Origin of the sequence: Paenibacillus sp. FSL H8-0457, assembly GCF_038051935.1 — a bacterium.
GTDB classification, from domain to species: domain Bacteria; phylum Bacillota; class Bacilli; order Paenibacillales; family Paenibacillaceae; genus Paenibacillus_AQ; species Paenibacillus_AQ lautus_A.
The window spans coordinates 3,330,689-3,351,342 of sequence record NZ_CP150293.1; the positions used below are offsets into that span (position 1 = coordinate 3,330,689).

At 47.9% G+C, this 20,654-nt stretch carries 19 protein-coding genes; 13 read left to right on the forward strand and 6 right to left on the reverse strand.

All coding sequences use genetic code 11. The features are described 5' to 3' along the window. Positions 1-34: 34 nt before the first annotated feature. From MHI43_RS14820 to MHI43_RS14830, 3 genes are read right to left on the reverse strand one after another with little or no spacing between them, the layout of a single operon-like run. Positions 35-1,126 carry a GerAB/ArcD/ProY family transporter gene (locus tag MHI43_RS14820; RefSeq protein ID WP_036663134.1) on the reverse strand — a complete coding sequence of 364 codons (1,092 nt, stop codon included), beginning with the start codon at positions 1,124-1,126 and terminating at the stop codon, positions 35-37. A 34-nt stretch (positions 1,127-1,160) separates the two neighbouring features. Then, entirely contained in the window at positions 1,161-2,378 is a 1,218-nt protein-coding gene (locus MHI43_RS14825) for a Ger(x)C family spore germination protein (RefSeq protein WP_036663128.1), read from the reverse strand. Positions 2,379-2,412: 34 nt separating this feature from the next. Further along, complete coding sequence (locus tag MHI43_RS14830) at positions 2,413-3,831, reverse strand: spore germination protein (RefSeq protein WP_235201798.1); 1,419 nt, start codon at positions 3,829-3,831, stop codon at positions 2,413-2,415. A 452-nt stretch (positions 3,832-4,283) separates the two neighbouring features. Here MHI43_RS14830 and MHI43_RS14835 point away from each other — a divergent pair, with 452 nt between their 5' ends. From MHI43_RS14835 to MHI43_RS14850, 4 genes are all read left to right on the forward strand, one after another. Next, positions 4,284-4,835 (forward strand): GNAT family protein, encoded by a 552-nt coding sequence (locus MHI43_RS14835; RefSeq protein ID WP_015735139.1) that lies wholly within the window; start codon positions 4,284-4,286, stop codon positions 4,833-4,835. 279 nt (positions 4,836-5,114) lie between these two features. After that, entirely contained in the window at positions 5,115-5,771 is a 657-nt protein-coding gene (locus MHI43_RS14840; protein ID WP_015735140.1) for an SGNH/GDSL hydrolase family protein, read from the forward strand. 20 nt (positions 5,772-5,791) lie between these two features. Next, positions 5,792-6,823 carry an AraC family transcriptional regulator gene (locus tag MHI43_RS14845; RefSeq protein ID WP_036663127.1) on the forward strand — a complete coding sequence of 344 codons (1,032 nt, stop codon included), beginning with the start codon at positions 5,792-5,794 and terminating at the stop codon, positions 6,821-6,823. Positions 6,824-6,889: 66 nt separating this feature from the next. Beyond that, a complete protein-coding gene (locus MHI43_RS14850) occupies positions 6,890-7,684 on the forward strand; it encodes an SDR family oxidoreductase (protein WP_036663126.1) in 795 nt (264 codons plus the stop codon). A 99-nt stretch (positions 7,685-7,783) separates the two neighbouring features. Here MHI43_RS14850 and tatC read toward each other — a convergent pair whose 3' ends face one another. From tatC to MHI43_RS14865, 3 genes are read right to left on the reverse strand one after another with little or no spacing between them, the layout of a single operon-like run. Further along, a complete protein-coding gene (tatC, locus tag MHI43_RS14855; RefSeq protein WP_036663125.1) occupies positions 7,784-8,521 on the reverse strand; it encodes a twin-arginine translocase subunit TatC in 738 nt (245 codons plus the stop codon). After that, positions 8,518-8,703 (reverse strand): twin-arginine translocase TatA/TatE family subunit, encoded by a 186-nt coding sequence (gene tatA, locus MHI43_RS14860; RefSeq protein ID WP_015735144.1) that lies wholly within the window; start codon positions 8,701-8,703, stop codon positions 8,518-8,520. The genes tatC and tatA overlap by 4 nt, the downstream gene beginning before the upstream one ends. A 17-nt stretch (positions 8,704-8,720) precedes the next feature. Continuing rightward, the gene (locus MHI43_RS14865) at positions 8,721-9,401 is read right to left on the reverse strand and encodes a hypothetical protein (protein WP_015735145.1); all 681 of its coding nucleotides are present in this window, start codon (positions 9,399-9,401) and stop codon (positions 8,721-8,723) included. Positions 9,402-9,524: 123 nt separating this feature from the next. Between MHI43_RS14865 and MHI43_RS14870 the strand changes: the two genes are divergently transcribed. From MHI43_RS14870 to MHI43_RS14910, 9 genes are all read left to right on the forward strand, one after another. Beyond that, positions 9,525-10,286: a gluconate 2-dehydrogenase subunit 3 family protein gene (locus MHI43_RS14870; RefSeq protein WP_009590268.1), complete on the forward strand. Its 762-nt coding sequence runs from the start codon at positions 9,525-9,527 to the stop codon at positions 10,284-10,286. A 30-nt stretch (positions 10,287-10,316) separates the two neighbouring features. Further along, the gene (locus tag MHI43_RS14875; protein WP_015735146.1) at positions 10,317-12,029 is read left to right on the forward strand and encodes a GMC family oxidoreductase; all 1,713 of its coding nucleotides are present in this window, start codon (positions 10,317-10,319) and stop codon (positions 12,027-12,029) included. A gap of 32 nt (positions 12,030-12,061) precedes the next feature. Continuing rightward, positions 12,062-12,442, forward strand: a complete 381-nt coding sequence (locus MHI43_RS14880; protein WP_015735147.1) for a cytochrome c — start codon at positions 12,062-12,064, stop codon at positions 12,440-12,442. A 124-nt stretch (positions 12,443-12,566) separates the two neighbouring features. Continuing rightward, positions 12,567-13,280 carry an alpha/beta hydrolase gene (locus MHI43_RS14885; protein ID WP_036663123.1) on the forward strand — a complete coding sequence of 238 codons (714 nt, stop codon included), beginning with the start codon at positions 12,567-12,569 and terminating at the stop codon, positions 13,278-13,280. 107 nt (positions 13,281-13,387) lie between these two features. Beyond that, complete coding sequence (locus MHI43_RS14890) at positions 13,388-14,740, forward strand: amino acid permease (protein ID WP_036663122.1); 1,353 nt, start codon at positions 13,388-13,390, stop codon at positions 14,738-14,740. 7 nt (positions 14,741-14,747) lie between these two features. Then, the gene (locus MHI43_RS14895; RefSeq protein ID WP_015735150.1) at positions 14,748-14,930 is read left to right on the forward strand and encodes a hypothetical protein; all 183 of its coding nucleotides are present in this window, start codon (positions 14,748-14,750) and stop codon (positions 14,928-14,930) included. Positions 14,931-15,051: 121 nt separating this feature from the next. Next, positions 15,052-16,134, forward strand: coding sequence for a peptidylprolyl isomerase (locus MHI43_RS14900; protein WP_235201821.1), 1,083 nt, complete (start codon positions 15,052-15,054; stop codon positions 16,132-16,134). 233 nt (positions 16,135-16,367) lie between these two features. After that, on the forward strand, positions 16,368-19,397 hold the full coding sequence (locus MHI43_RS14905) for a discoidin domain-containing protein (protein WP_235201797.1): 3,030 nt from the start codon (positions 16,368-16,370) through the stop codon (positions 19,395-19,397). Positions 19,398-19,648: 251 nt separating this feature from the next. Next, entirely contained in the window at positions 19,649-20,644 is a 996-nt protein-coding gene (locus MHI43_RS14910; RefSeq protein ID WP_036663118.1) for an alpha/beta hydrolase, read from the forward strand. Positions 20,645-20,654: the final 10 nt, after the last annotated feature.

Genomic DNA, 20,654 nt, shown 5'->3' on the forward strand with positions numbered 1-20,654 from the left:
TATGATGAACATCCATATTGACTCAATCCACCGATCAGCCGGATTTGGATGAACGGCCTCCTTTGATTAATATAATCAAAGCAAGAAGCAATGGCAGTCCGATCTGAAAGATGGGAAAGTGGTATTTCAAATTTTGAGCGAACCCGATCCAGATATGATAAATAAAGTTCGGCGAAGTGAACGATATGGTAAAAATGAAAGCACCCACGATCATGGTGGTTTTTTTATGGCTGATTTTGATCAGGCTGGAGAGACCGAGTACGGCACCGAGGTAGAATGCGGTCATTTTTACGAAAATGCCGATATAGATCAGCAAGATGATCAACGGGTCCAAACGCTCCAAAAAATCGGCGATTTCGATGAGACGAACAGACCGAAGCAGCGGAAAAGTAGATATGCTCGTTATGGAGGGATCCAATATAGCAAGGTTTAAAATGTTGAATATCATTAAAAAGATGCCCACGAATATGTAGGAAGACAAGGATGTCTTGGACAGCGTTTTCTTGTCATCGAGATGACTCCAAAACATGAGAAAGACCACGATTTGACCGAACGGAAAACTGATCACCTCCGGCAAAGCTGCTTGCAGCACCGGCTGGATTCCGTTTTCAAGCATGGGCATAAGGCGGTCAAGGTGAATGATCTTCGAACCGATGAACATAAGAACGATCAAGATATATCCGATCATCGTAAAAGGAAGCAGAAATTCCGTGACGCGAAAGAATACCTCAATGCCTTTCCAAACGGCATAACCGGACAGCAAGACCATCAAGAGAATCAGGATGAACAGCGGTGTGCTGGGGAGAAAGGAGATATTGATGATGTCCGCGAACTCGCGGGTATTTCGCATGGATTCATACGCAAAATAAACGATATAGGCTGCAGTAATAAGGGAGCCCAAATATTTCCCGAAATGCCGATTTAGAATTTGGGGAAGTGCATGCTCCGAATTTTTGTTCTGGATATAGAGGTAGACGCACAACAGCAGCAATCCCGCGAGCATGGCAACCAGCACGACCAGCCAAGCATCTTGTTTAGCTTCAATCCCCAGCTCATACAAAGGGGTGCTGCCGATCATAAACAAGATGGTCATGGTTATGATTTGGTATTTACCGATCTTCTCCATTGGGGATCTCCTTGTTATAGGTATCGTTTGCGGTCTATTTATTGGGTTCAATCAGATTCGAGAAGGGTTTATTGATCATATTCGTATGCTCCACGTTGACTTCAATATTCAGGTCGAGTTCCAGCTCCTGAAGCGGATCCTCCAACTTTGAAAGGCGTTTGCTGGCTGCCGGATATCTTCTGTGAATCATATCCAAAAAACCAACAACATCCACATTCAAATCCTTCATCCTTTTCCACGTAGCCAAAACTTCTTCCTTGATCTGCTCGGCTATCGCTTCCTCGAGTTTCGAAATGACTTCTGGTTTCGTCAAATCCATCGTACAGCTGGTTTCATCAAGAGCCCCATTGGTTTGAATATGGACCATCATGTTGACTGAACCGTTGACCATTTTGGGATCTACCCGAGTCGAGGAATGGGTGACGCGGTAACTCGATAATCGGGTTGCGTCTTGATCGCTGCATGGGGTAACAATGATCAGGTTTTTGACGCTGTTCGAAAGCCAAGCGACGCCTCTGCTTTCTCTTCGCTTCATCCATCCGACAAGTCTGTCTCCCCGAAATACGCCTAAATCCCCAAGTTTGAGTACCGCTTGATTGCGGGTCGACTTTAAGGCATCCAAGGTGGATTGCTCCTCTTGATTGCCGGACACTCTCAACTCGGGTGCCATGGCGCTTTGGTACGGATTGGCGACCATGGATGCAAAATCGATCAATTTAATATTTTTCACCTGGGACAGATTTTCTTGCCCTTGCGTAATGACCCGTTGAATCGCATTGCCCGATATTTTCTCCAAAGGAATAAGCACTTCCAACAGATTGGAGGCTTTGTCCTTGGTCAGCAGAACCGACATGGTTTCCCGGCTTTCCATGGGACGGAGGAAAAAATCAAGGATTTGTTGTACGCCTGCGTTCCGAACGACTTGTTCATTAATAATCAATATGGAGTTATGGGCGAAAAACAACGCGCGCGGCGCTTCTAAATTCGCATTCTGCATGGCTTCGCGAATGGTCTTGCCCCTGGTGGAGAAGATGGTGATCGGAGATTGACTTCCCCCCGATCCACCACCGGTCTGGGTGGCGATGGACTGCGGAATGACGACTTGGAAGGAGATGATCCATTCGTCTTCGCTGCGGTCTATGGACGTCGCCGAGACAATGCTAAGCGAGTTTAACTCTTTACTGTCCCAGCAACCGTTGAGAAGCAACGAGGCGGTCATCATGAGAATCAGGAGTTTAAGCTTCCGGTTCATCTGTTCTTCACCTCCGACTTATACCATTTGTATACTATTTGTTACCATCGGAAGGTGATGGACGCTGGTTCATTTTTTGCCGTTTCGCGTTTTTACGATTGATTAAGGTGGGTCTTGTCACCATGGCCCACCATGGAACTCGCACCAGCACGTCTTTTTGGTCTAACGGGATAAATGGAGCGAACGGCGTAAGATACGGCAAACCGAATGATCGCAAGCCGGCTAGGTGGATCAGCATGGCAAGTAATCCTGCCATAATCCCAAAGAGCCCTAAAGTTGCCGCCAATATCATAAAACCGAATCGGAGCAGTCTGGCGGAGTTGGCTATGCTCACGGAAGGCGCAACAAAGCTCGCGATGGCGGTAAATGCAACGATGATCACCATGGCAGCAGACACTAAACCTGCCTGTACAGCGGCTTGACCCAGTACTAATGCGCCTACGATGGATATCGCAGAACCCATCGCCCTGGGCATGCGCACACCGGCTTCCCTTAATACTTCGAACGTAATTTCCATGGCCAAGGCCTCGACAACGGCGGGAAAAGGGATGCCTTCCCGCTGTGCTGCAAGGCTGATTAGCAGGGTCGTTGGTAGCATTTCTTGATGGAATGTGGAGATGGCAATATAAAGCGAAGGAAGAAGCATCGACACCACAAAGGAAATGATGCGCAACAGGCGCAAAAAAGTGGCGATATCGAACTTTTGGTAGTAGTCTTCGCTCGATTGAAACAATTTGAATATGGTGATGGGAGCAATCAGCGCAAACGGTGTCCCATCAACCAAAATGGCGATTTTCCCTTCCAGGATCGCACCGGCGATAGCATCGGGTCGCTCCGTATTGGTGATGGTAGGAAAGGGGGTGAACGTTGTATCTTGTATAAACTCTTCGATATACCCGCTCTCCAGAATGCTGTCGGTATCGATCCGGTCTAAACGATTCAATATTTCTTGTACGATCTTATCATTGGCGATGCCATTCAAATACATAACGGCAACATCCGTTTGGGTGACGCGGCCAATCTTACGATCCACGATCCAGAGGTTTGGGCTTTTAATCTTCCGACGGATCAAGGCGGTATTCGTGCGGATATTTTCGGTGAAACCTTCCTTCGGGCCGCGAACGACGGTCTGAGATTGGGGCTCTTCTACTCCGCGTTCTTCTCCTCCGATAGAGCTGGCGATAACGCCATGAGAGGATCCGTCGATGAGAATGACAGTATTGCCTTCAAGGATGGCGGAGATCAATGGCTCCATATGCTCCAAATCGCTAATGCTGCCAATGGATAAGAATCGATTTTTGATAATGGACAAGATTTCTGCAGGGTCAGAGGTATGCAGCTCTTCGTCGTAATCCTTTGAGGTTAAGGATTGCATGATCGAGTGATTGATGGTGAGCGTATCAACCAATCCATCGATATAAATAACGGCTAGGGTATGATCGCTTCCAAACATATGACTTAGGGTGCGAATGATGATATCCCGGCTGTGGCCGGTTTGTTCCCGGATTCTATGTAAATTATGATCCAAGCGGTCGGATAGACGAGAGGCTTCGGCGGTTTGCTTCGTTTGCTCGTTATGATGAAGCAGGGCTGTATTCGATGGGGGTTGCTTTGTTCGTTTAAAAAAGGCCACGGGATCAGCTCACTTTGACAAGATTCATACGATCTAAAGTTCCCTAATTCTGGTTTAATATTCTTTGGGCGAACCGCTCGAGATCGAACCGGCTATCGTCTCACTTCTCGGAAACCGTTAACCCGTCCGATCTCATCGCTTTAGTGAATTTGCGAGGCAGGTTAGTTTAACTATAAGTGTTTTATCGTCTGCACAGATCGGCGAATCCATGGTACTTTATAGTTAGCTTGGATCTCTCGAATAAGTGGAAAAAAACTTGGAGGCTTAGGGTAATGAAAAAAAGGCTTGAAACACGGATAGAAGGGGACCGCATTGTGCTCCGTCCTGTAAGGGAAGATGAATTTGATGTATACTTCGAATTATTGCAGGATGGTGAGTCTAACCGATTAACGGGAACACAGCAGACGTTCACCAAGGATTCGATTGCGGCTTGGATTCATAACATCGGCTACGCCCATGAGGATCGCCTGGATATGATGATTGCGGAGAAGCAATCGGACGAATTAATCGGAGAAGTGGTCCTGAACGAAATCGACCTCAACAATCGCAGCGGCAATATCCGCATATCGATCTCCGGTCGGCACAGCAATAAAGGATACGGCACGGAGGCCTTGAAGCTTATGCTGCGTTATGGGTTCGAAAGTTTACGTCTGCACCGTATCGAGTTAGGCGTATATGCGTTTAATCCCCGGGCCATCCATGTCTACGAGAAGCTTGGTTTCGTACGGGAAGGTACCCTGCGAGACTACCTATATTGGGACGGAACATTCCATGACATGATTGTAATGTCGATTCTGGAGGAAGAATTTCGGCAGCTGCCATAGTCATTCCTGTATCCCTATATCATATTACGAAAGAAGTCGCCAGAATCGGCGACTTCTTTATTTGCTTTTATAATTGGAGGTTCTTCTTAATCAGATGTCGAGTAGCGAAACCTCTTGGGGCTCTCTTTAGTGAGTTATTCAAAAAACTAACAATAATATATAAAAATTCAACCTCAGTTGTTAAATCTAGGAACCAGCTTTCGATACACTGGTCAAGGTAGAGGGAAATTAGGTACAATAGCTAAACAATCTCATTATTTAAGATTGGAGATAGCGACTATGGAGAATCAGAGAAAAACCATATTATTTCAGGGTGATTCGATAACCGACGGCAATTGGGGAAGAAACCAGGACCCTAATCATATTTTGGGACATGGCTACGTCTATCTCATAGCAGCGCAGCTCGGATTGGAATTCGCCCAAAGCCAGCCGCTATTTATAAATCGCGGGGTCAGCGGCAATCGCGTATCGGAGCTGTATGCAAGATGGAACGAAGATGCCTTTAGCTTGAAGCCTGATCTCATCAGTATTCTGGCAGGTGTGAACGATGCAGGCCGTATCATTCAAGGTCAGCCCGAAGGAGCAACAGACCGTTTCGAACGAATCTATCGCCAGCTGCTGAGCGAAACAAGGGAAGTTCTCCCGGAAACCGGCCTGGTGCTGTGCGAGCCTTTTGTTTTGCAAACGGCGGCTACCGCGAATGGATGGGATCAATGGCGCAGCAAGATCGATGAATACGGTTCAATCGTTCGGCAGCTGGCAGAGGAATATCACACGCTTTTTGTTCCTTTGCAGGAAGTATTCAACCAAGAAGCCCAAAACGTTACGGCGGAATACTGGTTATGGGACGGTGTTCATCCTACGGCAGCGGGACACCAGTTGTTGGCCAGGGAGTGGCTAAAGACCGTCCAGCAAAGTGACTTGGCTATCCGATGATGAATAGGAGTTCTATAGATATGAAGTCTCATGTATCCGACCGGATTAAACTCCCTCCGGGATTTTGGACAGGATTAAGACAACTGGGGATTGACGCTGAGGACGTGGCCCGCAAAGCGCGCTTGCCGCTTACGATCATCACTGGAGCGGAAGTCACCACCGCCCAATACTTCGCGATTTGGCAGGCGTATTCCGATCTCGTGGGTGATCTGGCCAAAGGCATCGTCGAGCTTGCAACCGTCTTTGAAACGGCGAAGTACCCGCCAACCGTCTTAGCGACTTACCATGCTCGTGACTATCGCGAGGCTTTATATCGAATGTCCCGGTACAAACAGCTTTGCCCGCCTGAAGGTTTGCGTATCAACGAGGAGGGCGAGCTCTGCACGATTGATCTGGAGTGGGGGAACAGCCTGCAGACCGGTCCGCCGATGCTGGTCGGAATCACGCTGGCATATCTGCTTGAGCTCGGACGCCGGGGGACAGGTCAACCGTTGAGGGCACGACTCGTGGAATTTTCCGAGCCTATGGGCGATGTAGAGACTCTTGAAGCTTTTTTTGGCTGCCGAATCCGGTTCGGCGCAGCACGCAATCGGCTCTCGCTGCTTCGACAAGATCTGGACCGTCCCTTTATCTCTTACAATGAAGAACTGCTGGAGATTCTGACTCCCGCCCTGGACCGATCGCTTGATGAACGGCGGAACAGTCGTTCCGTTTCCGATATGGTCAAATGGTTCTTGAAACGCTGCCTCATCGGAGGGCGCCCCGACATTCACGTTGTCGCGAAAGAAATGGGAATGAGCGACCGTACCCTGCAGCGCAAGCTGACAGATGAAAACACGAGCTACAAGCAGCTGTTGACACAAGCCAGACATGAGCAGGCGATCGAGTACTTGGCAGACCCTTCTATCGATATTAAAGAAGTGGCGTTTTTGATTGGTTATGCAGACCAGAACTCATTCTACCGCGCGTTCCGCATGTGGGAAGGCGATACCCCTTCGAATTGGCGCGCTGCAAATGGCGCGAGAAGCAAGAACTTTGGCGCCATAGGCTAGTTACCCGTCTATCCAAACAAGGTAATATAATCATGATCCAGATTACAAAGGAGAAATGTTTATATTATGGATATGGAATTAAACAATAAAACAGCGTTGGTTACAGGCTCTACGAAAGGGATAGGCAAGGCGATTGCCATGGAACTTGCCAGAGAGGGAGCCCATGTTCTCATTAACGGACGAAATGATGAAGAGGTTGAACGAACCGTACATGAAATAAAGTCGAAATTTCCGAATACCTCTCCGCAAAAGGCAACCGCCGATTTGGTGGATATCGGTCAACGGGAGGCTCTATTCGAAAAATACCCTCATGTTGATATTCTGGTTAACAATATGGGGATATACGAAATCATGTCGTACGAGGACGTTGACGATGAGGTATGGGAGACATACTTCCGTACCAACGTGCTTGCTGCAAACGGATTAACCAAATTTTATTTGCCTGGCATGCTGAAGAATGATTTTGGCCGCATTATCTTTATGGCGAGTGAAGAAGCCGTGATGCCTTCCGGACAAATGCCGCAGTACTGCATGACAAAATCCATGCTGTTATCCTTGGCCAAAAGCTTGTCCAAATTAACGAGAGGAACCGAAGTTACCGTCAATACGATCATGCCGGGACCGACTCTCTCCGAGAACGTGCAGCATATTATCGAGGGTATATACGCGAATGAAGATATGACCTTTTCGGAAAAAGAGAAGGCATTCATGGCCGCAAACCTGCCACAATCTGAAATTCAACGATTCATTAGGCCTATTGAGATTGGCAGATTGGCAACATTTTTATGCAGTCCTTATGCTTCCGCGTTTAGAGGCTCTCCCATTCGTATGGATGGGGGAATGGTTCCGACCATTTTCTAACGTTCACGAAATAACAATGTTGGCTTCAAACAACAAAAGCTTGGGATCCCAATATGAGATCTCCAAGCTTTTTTGTTGTTTTGCAGTAATGAAGGGTGTTCACTCGCTTATCAGCTCCAGCTTGTTCAACCTTTTGAGGTACACCATGCGAGACAGTCCGATGCTGATCTCATATAAGAGGAACAGCGGCACGATGACGAGAATATCCGACACAAAATCCGGCGGCGTTATGGTGACGGCTGCAATCGTCAGCAGCAAATAGGCAATTTTCCGCATTTTCGATAAGCGCAGCGGATTCAGAATGCCGATCGACGTTAAGAACATGATGACAACCGGCATTTCGAACAGAACGCCGAACGGTACGGTCATATTGATCATGAAGCGGAAGTATTTTTCGGCGGTATAGGCCGTAATGAAATGATTCGAGAGCGAATCCAGGAAGGACAGGACCATAGGGTATACGATAAAGTAGCCAAAGGCCAGACCTGCGAGGAAGAGCCCCCCGATTGCGGGGATATACGCCAAGGAAGCCCGGCGTTCCACGGTGCTCAGACCGGGGACGACAAATCGCCATACTTGAAAACCGGCTACCGGAATCGTCACCGCAAGGGCGATCACGCCGGCAATCATGAAGTATACCCATATCACATCCGTCGGTCCCAGCACTTGGAGCTGCCCTTCAACGTCGCGAGTCAGCATTTCGTACAGCGGTTCCACATATAGAAAAGCGGCACAAAGGGCCACCAAGAAGGTGCCCAATGTGATGAGGATCCGCTTGCGGAGCTCCGTTAAGTGCTCTAATAGATGCAGCTCCTGCTCCTGTCCCTGCTCGGTCATTTCAATTTATCCCCGTCTTGGATATCTTCCGCTGAAACCAGCTCCCGTGTGGAGTTCTTGAATTCGCTGAGCGTTCGGCCGAAGGCCCGTCCTAGTTCAGGCAGCTTCGAAGGGCCGAAAATAATCAAGGCGATCAACAAGATGAGAATCAATCCTGTCACGCCGATGTTTCCTAGTGGCATATGATCAACTCCTTTAGCTATTTTTTATCCGAAGCCATCCGAAGCAGCTCCGAAATATCCCTGGCTATCGACTCGTCGCGCGGTGAATCATGCAGCTTCGTGGCAATGCGGTCTATCAGCGCAGGGGCTTGCGGATTGGTCACCGTTAGAATTTGCACTTCTTCATTAAACATCTTCTTCACTTGCTCTTTGGCTTGCGACATATTATCGTTGCCCGCGGCCTTGACTCCCATTACACCTTCGTTCGGCTCACCTTTGCCCGACATTCCTTCCGTCTGACTTAACACCTTCTTCTGCATGCTGTCATAGTGGTTGGAAGAAACCTGTGATTCTGCGCGTGCCAGGACAATCGTGTCATTCAGGACAAAAGCCTTCACTCCGTCAATGCCTTGACCTGCGAGTCTTGACTGTACATGGGAAGAGACGCCGCCTTCATGCAGGCTGGATGAACCGATCATGCTGTACACGGACATGCCCATACCGCTTGTGGTTTTGCCTTGGACGTTGGTTGTTTCGGTTTTCGGCCCATGATAGCTCGGAATCACATCGGCACTGTGCAGGTGAACGGTGTCGGCATTACCTGGCTGGGTGGACTGCGCGTTTTGTTGATTGTCTGTTTGATTCAAGCAGGCTGTTAATGAAAGAAGCAGTACGGATCCCAAGAGGGGACCTTTCCACCTGCTCCAAAATGGTTTCATGAGCATTCGCCTCCATATCGGTAGTAATTTTATCATGCCCGGATGGAGAATAATGTATGAATGAAATTTTGATGGGGACAATACCCATTATTCAAAATGATGAAGAGTAGGGGTGCTGAAAGTTTGAGCGAACAAGACCAACAACAAACCAAACCAGCGAAGCCTGACGGCTCGCAGACGATGTCACGGCGGAAGTTCCTGAGAAACTCCGGTTATGCCGTGGGAGGTGTCGTGCTGGGCGGTGTACTCGGATATCTTCTGCCGAAGCAGAAAACTCCGCCTGCAGCACCGGCGCCTGCGCAGAATGAAAACAACTACAACCAAGCGTTAATGTTCTTTAACCAGGAACAATACAGGATCACGGAGGCAGCCGTAGAGCGCATCTTTCCTGCGGATGACAATGGTCCTGGAGCCAAAGAGCTGGGCGCTGCATTTTTCATCGACCACCAGCTGGCCGGTGATTGGGGCTTCAATGCAAGAGATTATATGCAGCCCCCTTTCTATGTTGGAGAGAAAACGCAAGGCTATCAAGGCCGATTAAGACGGCGAGAGATATTCTATATCGGTCTCCGCGAGATTCAGAACTACAGTCAGAAAAAGTATCAAAAAGACTTCCCGAGCCTGGCGCCGGAGGAACAGGATGCCGTGTTAACTGCCTTTCAGAACGACGAGGTCAAATTGACAACGATCTCGGCCAGCGGGTTCTTCAACCTGCTTCGCAGCAGCACATTGGAAGGGGTTTACAGCGATCCCCTATACGGCGGCAATAAAAATATGCAGGGCTGGACGATGCGCCAATATCCGGGTAACCAAATGGCTTACACGAATATTATTGAGAAGAATTTCACCGTCATCCCGCCGAAGAGTTTAAAGGACCACCTATAACAGCTCATCCATAGCGAAAGGAGTACACAAATGGCCAAAAAATTACCGAAAACGGATGTTGTCATTATCGGCGTCGGCTGGGCTGGCGGGATTATCGCCTCGGAATTGACCAAGAAGGGTTTATCCGTCGTCGGTTTGGAAAGAGGTAAAGAAAGGGTAACGGAAGACTACTACATGGCTCACGATGAGCTCCGTTACGCGCTTCGGTACGATTTAATGCAGGACCTTTCCAAAGAAACGATTACATTTCGCAGCACCGAAAAAATACGTGCACTTCCGATGAGGCAGTACGGATCGTTTCTGTTAGGGGAGGGACTGGGAGGAGCCGGCGTGCACTGGAACGGGCAAACGTTCCGTTTCCTGCCCTACGATTTTAAAATCCGGAGCATGACGGAAGAACGTTATGGGAAAGATAAAATACCGCCGGAAATGACGATCCAGGACTGGGGCATCACCTACGATCAGCTCGAGCCGTATTTTGATAAGTTCGAGAAGACCACCGGCATCTCCGGCGAGGAAAACCCCTTGGCAGGGAAACGTTCGAATCCGTACCCTACACCGCCCATGCTCCACACGCCATCCATGAAGATGTTTGCGGATGCTGCGAAAAACCTGAAACTCAATCCGTATACGGTTCCTTCTGCCAATCTGTCGGAAAGCTACACGAATCCGGATGGCATATCACGAGCCGCATGCCAGTATTGCGGATACTGCGAGCGGTTTGGCTGCGAATACGGAGCGAAAGCGGATCCTGTCGTTACCGTGATTCCTGTTGCGAAAAAAACCGGAAAGTTCGAAATCCGAACCCATTCTTATGTTCGAAGAATTCTGCATACGGGCGGTAAGGCAACGGGCGTCATGTACACGGACCTCACGACCGGAGAGGAAATCGAACAACCAGCGGATATCGTAGTATCCACGGGATATGTATTTAACAATACCCGTTTGATGCTCCTCTCTAAAATCGGCAAACCATACGACTCGTCCAGCGGGTCGGGCGTGATCGGCAAAAACTATGCCTATCAGGTGATCAAGGGGAATGCCGCCGGATTTTTTGAGGATAAATTCAATTTGTTTGCCGGTGCGGGAAGCCTAGGTATGGGTCTGGACGATTTTAACGGCGACAATTTTGATCACTCGGACTTGAAGTTCATTCATGGGGGGAATATTGCCCACACCATAACCGGACAAAGACCCATTCAAAACAATCCGGTTCCGGAGGAATCACCGCGTTGGGGAAAAGAGTTTAAGGCGAATTCCTTGAAGTATGCAAACAGCGTGCTGTCCGTAGGCTCTCAGGGCTCATCAATGCCTTTCCGTCATCACTATTTGGATTTGGATCCAACCTATAAGGACGCATTCGGAGACCCGTTGATTCGAATCACGTTTGATTTCGAAGAGCAGGACCGCCAGTTGGCCAGGTATCTTTCCGATCGCTGCGCGGAGATCGTGCAGGAGATGGGAGGCCAGAACATTATGAAATTGAAGGAACTGGGACCTTACGAAATTACGACATACCAATCGACTCATAACACCGGCGGGGTGATTATGGGAGAGAACCCTGGCAATTCGGCCGTCAACAACTACATGCAAATGTGGGATATGGAAAATTTGTTTGTGGTAGGCGCATCCGCTTTCCCGCATAATAGCGGCTATAATCCAACCGGGACGGTCGGGGCTCTTGCTTATCGCACAGCGGAGGGAATTCTGGAATACAGCAAAAAAGGCGGGCTGTTAGTATAGCTTGCATTATACAAAAGGAGGCAGTTTCAGAAATGTTCAAAAAAGGGTTACTGTTTGTACTGCTATTGACAACTTTTGCTTTTGCAGCGGTAGCATGCGGCGGCAATAATACATCCGAGCCTGCTCCAGCTCCTGCAGAAAACGGCGGACAAGCTCCGGAAGGAGCAACCGGCGGGAATGCAACCAACGATGAAGCTATGACGCTGTACAATGCCAACTGCATGGCTTGCCATGCTACCGACTTAGGCGGAGGCGGAAGCTTTCCCAGCCTGCAAAACGTAGGATCCAAATACGATGCCAGCCAAATTGCGGGCATAATCACGAATGGGCGCAATGGAATGCCGGCGTTCCAAGGCAAGCTGACGGAAGACGAAATTAATGTACTGTCCCAATGGTTGGCTGCCAAAAAATAAGACGAACCGATTGAAAGAAAGCAGGACCCTCATGATACAATGCAGATACGGATGCATGGTAATCATGAGGGTTTATTATATTTGTACAAGGAATTTTGAAACGATCTAGGAGGGGCTTAGAAACATGACAGAAGCATTTGTATCCCCCCATAGTACCTGTTCCCTGGATTGCAGTACGGTCGTTTGTTTTTTTGCCGGTGTTCTGACCTATCGAAATAACTTTGAAGACGCAGCCAGCGAGATAGCCCGAAGATACCCAAATGCCAAAATCGTGATGATCTTTCCTTACGGGATGGCCAACGGCAGGGAGGGGGCCGCTTTATTCCGTCTGCTGGCCCGGCAGCTTACTCAAGTCGGCTATGATCTGGCGCGTGAGCGCTCCCTTCGAGTAATCAACGCTGCGGAGATCCTCCGCGACCATGCCGCAGGCTGCGACCGCCTGATCCTGATCGGGCACAGTGCTGGAGGTGTAGTTGCCTACCGGACAGGATTATATATGAAAGAGAAGCTTGGATTGCAGGAAGTTCAGGTGTTTGCCGTGGGGTGTCCCAAGTTCTATTTGAAGGACATCCCCTACAATAATCGGTTTACATATATCACGGGCCAGAATCCGGACAGGATCACCCAAATCGGCAGCTGGCGCAAACCCGGTTCGAGCGTGTATCGGGGAAGGCCGGGGCGTGAGATGCAATTGGATTTTAATCCGGATCATCAAGGATGGCGGTTTCATGCGTCCTACTTTCTGAAATCGGCCTGGACCGATTCGAACCAAACGTTCCGTACCAATTCGGAAGACCTGGTCTCCAAAATCCATGAATTGGATTCAGAGAATGATTAGTTACCGTAATAAATATTATGTAAACTAATATTTTCTTTTTGCTTCCTTTACCGAAAAGGTTATACTAATCATTGGGTTTATACGATCGTCATCAGGAGGATATGCATATGGCAATACAAGATGGAGATTCACTACAGAAGAAATTGAGGCCAAGGCATATCAGCTTTATGGCTATGGGCGGCGTCATCGGCACCGGCATATTTAAGGGAAGCGCCGAGACAATCGGTCTCGCCGGGCCTGGCGTGATTTTCTCTTATATCTTTGCAGGACTGCTGCTGTTGGTCGTCATGGGTGCCATGACGGAGATGGCTACGGTATATCCGGGGCGAAACATGAAGGACTTTGTTCGGCAAGCGTTCGGAGAGCGGGTATCCTTTGTCATGGGCTGGATGTATTGTTTTATGTGGCTGTCGGTTTGCGTGATCGAAGTGATTGCGGCAGGCAGCTTTCTGCAGTACTGGTTTCCCGACGTACCGCTGTGGATGCTGAGCCTGGCAAGCGCAGCGCTCATTATTCTCATCAATATGATGAGCGTGGGGAGCTTTGGCGAAGTGGAATTCTGGCTTGCGGGCATCAAAATCGCCATGATCATTATTTTTATCGTACTCGGGAGCTTACTGATGTTTGGAGTGATTCCGAGCTCTGATGCCCCGTTCCTTCACAATTTCACAGCACACGGCGGGTTCCTGCCAAACGGATGGTTTGCCATCTTTTCTGCCTTACTGGTCGTTACCTTTTCGTACGGCGGCTCTGAGCTGATCGGTCTCACATTGACAGAAACCGAGGATGCGGACAAAATCCTGCCGAAAGTCGTGCGCAATTTTATTTTACGGGTGATTTTGTTCTTCACGCTGCCGATTCTGATTATATGCGGATTGATTCCGTGGAACCAACTCGGCGGAGAGGCGAGTCCATTTGTTCAAGTGCTGTCGGCTACCGGGCTTCAGGGAACGGCCCACATCATGAATTTTATTCTCGTGACGGCCGTGCTGTCGGCAGCCAATTCCGGCATCTATGGCGCGACGCGCATGATTTATTCCATGGCAGCCGCCGGAGAGGCGCCACAGAGCCTGGCCAAAACCACGAACAAAGGCATACCGCTTAATACGTTGAAACTCTGTGCGATCATACTATTAGCGGGTTCGTTGCTTGGACTGATCGCGCAAGACCAGCTGTTTCGGGTTTTGATGGCGGTACCTGGCTTTGTCGTTGTGCTGGTATGGATCTGCATTTGTTTCTCGCAGCTGAAACTGCACAAAGCTTATCCGAAGCAGCCCAGCTTTAAGGTATGGGGGTTCCCCTACATAACCGGGGTAACTGCCCTCTGCTTGTCAGTGATTGCGGTCCTGTTTCTTATTGACGGTCAGAACCGGGTCAGCATCAGCGTATGTCTGGCCGTTCTGCTGCTATTGGTTGTCTGGTCCATCATGAAATTCAAAAAAGAGAGCAGAGTCGGATAACTGAAGGATGACGGGCTTCAACTTCACGGCAATTGAACAAGAACAAGCCGGACATGGTGTCATGATCCGGTTGCGAGCCGCATGGCTGCAAACAAGAAAACCGAATGAAGAAAGAGAAGGCGGCAGAGGAAAGAATCCTCTGCCGCTTTTTTATGCGCGGGAACAAGTAAAGAAAGTGAAAGGAATGTAAAAAAGGAGAAATTGATAGCGCTTACTTATGGAAATTATAATGAATTATACATAATTTGGAGATGCCTTGGTAGAATCGTCTTCATTAAAAATCTAATGACGAGGGGGTGCTGATGGGTTTGATGGTACATAAATTTTGCAGTCTGAAATGGCTGTTCATAGCCGGATTCTTCATCTTGATCGTGCTGACGATCCTTTTAATCGCAAAGCCTGCATTTACACAAACACATCATGAAGACGCTTATATCGCGACAGTTGACGGAGTAGAGATTCATGTAAGCGAATTTCAAAGAGCCATCGATGCCAATCGAGCCGGTATCATCAAGTATTTCCATGAAAAATATGATGCTGCACCGTCGGCCGCATTTTGGACTACGCCATACGGAGGTAACGAGATTCCGCTTGAGTTGATCAAAAAGAAGGCGCTCGAAGATAGCATCAATCAGAAAATTCGACAGATCCTTGCCAAAGAGCAGGAAGTGCTCCCCGATATCAGTTACGCCGGTTTTATTCAAAATTTCAACCTTGAAAACCAGAGAAGGCAACAAGCCATCAAGAATCATCAGGTAATTTTCGGTCCTGCTCAATATACGGAGGAAGCCTATTATGAATACATGATGGCGAATACGGCCTTATCGGTCAAGAACCATCTGATGGAACATGACTGGAAGCCGAGTGAACAACAGCTGATCACGTTTTACGAGGCGAATAAGAGAAGGTTGTACCATGCACCCGCAACGGTGAAGGTACGCCAATTATCGTTATCTTTTCTGGATGCCAATCGGAATGTCGATACACTTCTCAAAACGCAGGTGAAACGGAAGATTGAGAAGGCTAGGGAGAAAATCTCATCCGGTATTTCTTTTGAGCAAGCCGTAAAGGACATTAAACAAGATGACCGGGTTACGGAGGAGGTCTATAACTTGGATAGTTACAGGCACAATGTCAGAAGTCCGGTAGCCCAAGCTTCGGCTGACCTTCTTCCAGGGGAGGTAAGCGAAATTATTGAAGAGAACGGTCGCTTCTATCTCATGCAGTGCATGGAGAAAGATCAGTTAGGTTCCAAGTATCTGGCATTTGACGGTATAAGAGAACAAGTGTTAAAGGACTATATCGATAACCAATATGAGCAGTACGTACGTGAACGGTTAACCGATGCGAAGGTTGTATTGAATGAGGAGTTGTACAGAAATTTCCTGATGTAATCGCCGATTTGGCATTACATATATAACAATGAAAGGAATGAAGAGGATTGAGCCAATCGTTTTTCAAAAAGCTTATCTGTATGGTTTCGATTTTTTCTTTCGTTTGCAATTGGATTACCGTTTCACCGTCGACCGCTTTAGCTGCGGGAACCACTTATTATGTGGACAGCACAGGGGGAGATGATGGGAATAACGGCACAAGTCAAGACTCTGCATGGAGATCGTTGGATAAAGTGAACGCGACTACCTTTGCCCCAGGCGACAAAATCTTGTTCAAAGCCGGGGAGAGTTGGAACGGCAGACTGTGGCCTAAAGGTTCAGGTTCAAGCGGAAATCCGATCATTATCGATATGTACGGTTCCGGAAGCAAACCATTAATCGCAGGAATTACGTCCGAACTGGAAGCCGTATTTTTGAAAAACCAGGAGTACTGGGAAATCAACAACCTGGAGGTAACAAACAGCTCGCCGCTGCCTTTTGATCGAGATTGGGAGAATCCGCGGGGTCAAAGGCGTGGTGTTTATATCTTGAATGAGGAAGCTGGTATATTAAATCACATCTATATCCAAAACATGAACATCCATGATGTCGATGGATCGTATACCACGCGCTCCGGGGGGATTATTTTCGATTCGGTTGGGTCGACTACGCCCAGCGCATTTAACGATATTCTCATTGACGGTAATATACTGACGGACGTAGATGCCTATGGTATCTACGTTGGCTCCAATTGTATCTTGCGCTACGGTATGGGCGATTTATGGCCATGGGTACCTAAACCATACGGGCCATGGACGCCGTCCACCCAAGTGAAAATATCCAATAATACGGTCATCAGAGCAGCAACAGGCGGCATCGCGTGGAATGTCACCGATGGAGCGGTAGTCGAGCGCAACACCGTCCAACAAGCTACGTATTTGGCAACCAACGCTTCCATTTGGTGGGCGTATGCGGACAATAATCTCGTTCAATTCAACGAATCGTTTGCCAGTGTGAACGGCGCGGAAGACGGGCATGGCTTCGACGTGGATGCAGGAAACATCAATTCGTTGGTTCAGTACAATTACAGTCATGATAACGCTGGCGGCTTTATGCTGTTCGTAAACGACACGTACTACACCATCAATACCATCGTTAGATACAACATTAGCCAAAACGACAGAAAAAGCATATTCCGATACAGCGGTTCCATTGATAACGTCTATAACTACAATAATACGATATACGTAGGAAAATCATCCGGCAACCCGGTCATGAGCGATTACTTCACCAAGGCTTCGGGTGCTCCGCGCAACATTTATAACTATAATAATGTGTACTACAGCGTCGGCGATAAGGGATGGGACTTGACGGGCCAGACGTTTGACTACAACGCATATTACGGAGGAAACACACTGGTGCAGGCCGATGCCCATAAGATAACGGACGATCCAAGATTCGTTGATCCCGGTAGCGGCGGGAATGGCATGGATACAGTACATGGGTACCAATTGCAAGCGAATTCGCCACTCATTGGAGCAGGCATTCGTGTAAGCGATAACGGAGGGCGGGATTATTTCGGTAACCCGATATATCATGGCGCTCCCGATATCGGTGCCCACGAATACGAGGGCAGTGTGCCACCAGCCGAGAACATGCCTGATCCGATCGTCATCGTTCCGAAACGGCCAGCCAGCACACCTGTTGACAATCTGGCTACGCAGGCAGCTGCTAGTACGACATTTGAATCGTCCTCTTCAGGTCCGATCGAACATATCATCGATAATGAATACGACACGGCATGGGAAACCGGCATTACGCCTTCATTTCCGAACGATATCACGCTCGATTTCGGCGAGCAAAGGCTGATCGCCAACCAATTGAAGTTAAATACTAGATACGGGCAAGAATGGGGAATCACGAACTTTGATCTTGAATACAGCAATGGTTCCGGATGGATTCCCCTGCGCACAAATATTAATCTGACTTGGGATCTGAACACGGGGGCAAACGAGATCAAATCCGTGGAATTTCCACTTACTCGATTCTCTAAAATCAGATTGAAGGTCCATGACGGTGCTAACCAACCGGGGCGAATCGCACTGAACGAGCTTGAATTGTATAACAATCCCGAACTGTCCAAAGATATGGTCACCACAACCTTTGCTACGGGGGCAGGCACCATTAACAGCATCATCGACAACAATTTGAACTCTGCATGGGGAAGTACCGGTGATATTACCTTCCCAGGTTATATTACCCTTGACTACGGCAATCATAGCGTACCGGTCAACAAGGTTACGTTAGTTACGTTTTTTGGAATCGGCCAAGGCATCACTAATTTTGACGTGGAGTATTTCGACGGTAGCCGATGGATAACGGCTTTATCTGACGCATCGATCGAATGGGAGTTTAATGACAGCACCAAAGAGCGCCAGAGCGTTTCTTTTCCAACGGTAAACGCCAATAAACTTCGATTAAAGGTGAATGACGGGAATCGGATATGGGGAAACATTGCATTAAATGAACTCATTGTTGAGCATACCTCTAATATCGTCCCCGTTACCGGAATTACGTTGGACAAACCGGAGCTCGTGTTTAATTCCTCTTCCGGCCGGAGCGTAGGACTCCAAGCAACGGTTTTGCCGGATCATGCAACCAATAAGAATGTGACATGGAGCACGAATCAAGACCAGGTGGCAACGGTAGACGATCATGGCATCGTGACTGCAGAAGGGGAAGGAAGGGCTGTCATCACGGCCACGACGGACGACGGTGATTTTCAAGCCTCCAGCCATATTACGGTGGATTGGACGGCTCCGGAGATTACGATAAACCAAGTCGCATCCTCCGAATTCAACACGGGTGTGTTTCAACCCGAATTTGAAATGGCAGACACGCTGTCAGGTATCGACCAAGCAAAAACCGAAGTCATGTTGGATGGGAAGGTCATAACGGATCTAATGGATATTCCTTTATACAAATTTGAGCTGGGTACACATACATTTACGATAAAGGCTGTGGACTTAGCAGGGAATACATCTACACAATCCGTAGACTTTCAAGTGAAAACAAGTTATGCCTCTCTTGAGGAACTGGTTCAACGTTTCGCAGACGAGGGAACAATCAACAACAAAGGGATTGCTAACAGTCTGCTGAAAAAATTGCAAAAACAAAACCTGAGCAGTTTCATTTCAGAAGTCCATGCACAAAAAGGGAAGTTTATCTCCACCGAGACAGCGGAATATTTGATACGTGATGCAGCAACGCTCCGTAATCCATAGCAGATTATTTATTCGCCGTCATCCATGCCAATATAATGCTGGCTGACTCATTAGATTGATAACCTAAAACTCCATTATTCTTATAGCTACGGCTCATGCGCAAACTTCCTTGCATGTGAGACCGTAGTTTTTTTGCCAGTTCATACTCCGTTCATATTGTCGTTACGGGGAGTACATCTTCATTGGTTAAGATTTCATTAGCGGCACATGGAGGAAGCCTAACCAACCGATCAGGACAGGAGAAGATGAGCGTGACACAAACTGAGAAAATGAATACGAGGAACGGGACGAAATCAAAGAAAGCACGAAGTATATTGCTTAAATTCATTGGAGCAATCGTTATTGCCATCATTCTTTTTCTGGGCATTGTTTATATCAGCAATGTGATCAGCAGCCATTCCGAAGCGAAGCGAATAGAGCCCTACGGCCAACAGGTATCTGTCGATGGCAAAAATATGAATGTATATATTCAAGGAGAAGGCGAAGAAACGATTGTACTCCTTCCAGGTGCCGGAACAGCAGCACCCGCTCTTGATTTTAAGCTGCTGATCGATGAATTATCTCCATTTTATAGAGTTGTTGCCGTTGAGCCTTTTGGTTATGGCTTAAGTGATGGAACCGATAAAGAACGAACCACGGAGAACATCGTAAGTGAAGTCCATGAAGCGCTGCAGCAGCTTAATATTACCCGTTATACGCTCATGGGCCATTCCATTGCAGGTATTTACGGAATTGATTATGTGAGCAAATATCCAAACGAGGTGACCGCATTTGTCGGCATCGATAGCAGTGTTCCGACACAACCAGGCATGGACGTTAAATTCCCAATAAAAAAGTTTACCTTTCTTAAAAAATCAGGTCTTATGCGATTGATGATGAAGCTCGGTTCCGATCCCTATGCTGCTCTAGCATTTGATGAACATACCAAAGAACAAATGAGATTGATTACGAATAAAAACTCGTTAACTGCCACGATTTTTAACGAAATGGAGCATATTCCTTCTAATTTTAAAGGGGCTCAGGATTTAACCTTCCCTAAAGATCTTCCGCTTCTTCTCTTTGTACAAGCGGATAATCCAGACTTTCCAACCTGGATTCCATTGCATGAAGAGCAGGTAAAGGATTCTGACTACGGAAAAGTAATACCCCTTGAAGGAGAGCATTATTTGCATCATACCAAGTACAAAGACATTGCAGAAACCTTTAGCGAATTTATCGAAGAAGTAAAGGGGGGGCCCACCCTTTAACGAAAATGTA